Source organism: Delftia acidovorans NBRC 14950 (assembly GCF_001598795.1).
GTDB lineage: Bacteria > Pseudomonadota > Gammaproteobacteria > Burkholderiales > Burkholderiaceae_C > Comamonas > Comamonas acidovorans.
Genome location: NZ_BCZP01000066.1, coordinates 1 through 1893 on the forward strand (window position 1 = coordinate 1; position 1893 = coordinate 1893).

General features: G+C 68.7%; 2 protein-coding genes. Both read left to right on the top strand.

All coding sequences use genetic code 11. From position 1 onward, the window contains the following. On the top strand, nucleotides 1-1375 hold a 1375-nt coding region (locus DA1_RS29225), incomplete at its 5' end, for a phage tail tip fiber protein (RefSeq protein ID WP_062794204.1). After that, the gene (locus DA1_RS29230) at nucleotides 1372-1791 is read left to right on the top strand and encodes a tail fiber assembly protein (RefSeq protein WP_051940601.1); all 420 of its coding nucleotides are present in this window, start codon (nucleotides 1372-1374) and stop codon (nucleotides 1789-1791) included. The genes DA1_RS29225 and DA1_RS29230, both read left to right, overlap by 4 nt. The last annotated feature ends 102 nt before the right edge of the window (nucleotides 1792-1893 follow it).

Consider the following 1893-nt stretch of genomic DNA (forward strand, 5'->3'; position numbering starts at 1 on the left):
GCGCGCCACGCAGGCGGCGTTCGCGGACGGCCAGCGGGCCATGGCCACCAACGTGCTGCAGCTGCAGGCCTCCCTGGGCAACTACTACCAGGACGGCAAACCGGGCCGCGCCATGCTGGAGCAGGAGATGACGGTGCTGGCGGGCTACAGCGAAGGCCTGCGCGCGCAGTACACGCTCAAGGTGCAGGCCGGCGGGGCCCTGGCCGGCTACGGCATCGCGGCCGAGGAGGTCAACGGCAAGACCTCCAGCGCCTTCATCATCATGGCCGACAAGTTCGCCATCGTCTCCCCCAGCTACAACGTCGGCCAGATGAGCACGCCGCGGCCCGAAGACGTGGTGTTCGGCGTCGATGGCGACGGCATCTACCTGCAGCGCAACGTCTATCTCAAGGGCAACATGCGCATCGACGGCCTGGGCAAGAAGCTCGTGGACGGCCTGCGCGGCTCGGTGCTGCTGTCGGCCAGCGGCAGCTTCTGGAGCGATGCCACCGCGCGCCAGGCCGTCTGGCAGGCCCTGGGCAACAGCGGGAGCGCGCCCAACACCAACCACCTGATCGTGGGCGATGCCGTGACCATCACCAACGGGTCCAGCTTCACCCAGACCCGGCATTGGATGGGCGCGGCCTGGGTGATCCCCGCCGCCGTGCTCAACGGCGACCTGCTGGTGGACGGCACAGTGGCGGCCCGCAAGGTGGACACGCGCGGCCTCACCGTGCGCGACAACGCCGGCAACGTCATCCTGGACGCCAACGGCCTCGATGCGCAATGGCTGCGCAATCTCAAGGCCGCCCAGGTCAACGGCCTGGGGCCACTGGCCACCAAGGACAAGGCCCGCATCGGCGACACCGTGGCGTTTCCGGACGGCACGACGATGAACACCAGCGACTTCATCAACCGGCTGCAGCGCATCACGTCCAACAACATCGGTGTGTTCATGGACACGGCGGCCATCGGCACGGCCTACATCGGCCAGGCGGCCATTGGCACGCTGCAGATCGCGGGCGGCTCGGTCACGTCCATGGCCAGCGGCGCAGGCGGCATGACCACGATCTACGGCGATAGAGAGGTTGAGCTGTGTTCGGCCTGGGTGAACAACGCCGCTGGCGGCTCCGGCGTGGTGGTCATCGCCCTGGTCAATGCCATGCCCGTGAACAGCAACGGCAGCCTGAGCCTCACCATTTACCGGGGCGAGATCGGCCTGCAGTACACCGGCACGTCGATGCCCAACGGCTACCGGACTTCGGCGCACAACAGCTGCTTCGACAGCAGCCCGCCATCCGGCTGGACCTCATACCGGCTCATGGCGCGGGCCGGCCCCGGGGAGACAGTCACGGTCTTTCTGTCCAACATCATCGCCACAGGAGGGCGCCGATGATCCACTTCATCCAGATCGACGGCGCCGGCCGCATCCTGCGCTCGGGCAGCGCGCCGTGCCGTCACCTCAAGGATCTGCCCGGGGCGAATGGAAGCTTTCGCCGCGTGCCGCATCCCGTGCCGGACCCGAATGCCTTCTATTGGGACGGTGGCCTGGTGGCCGTGCCGGCGGCGCCCAGCGCGTTCCACCGCTTCGACGTGGCCAGCCGGGGCTGGGTCATCGACCTGGGGCAGGCTTGGTCCGCCGTACGTGCGGAGCGGGACAGGCGCCTGGCCGCGTGCGACTGGGTGACGCTGCGCGCTCAGGAGACGGGCGAGCCCGTGCCGGCGCCTTGGCTGGCCTACCGGCAGGCCCTGCGTGACATCAGTGACCAGCCGGACCCGCTCACCATCGTGTGGCCCACGCCGCCGGCCTGATGCGTGCCAAGCCTGCCACTCTGGCCGGCATGCTGGACTACGACACCCCCGCCATCTACGCCTTCCTGCGCATGCGTATCCCTGGCCTGTTGAGCACCGAGG

Excerpts from the sequence above, each read along its gene's own strand:
- DA1_RS29230 (WP_051940601.1), top strand. The coding sequence starts at position 1,372 with ATGATCCACTTCATCCAGATCGACGGCGCCGGCCGCATCCTGCGCTCG.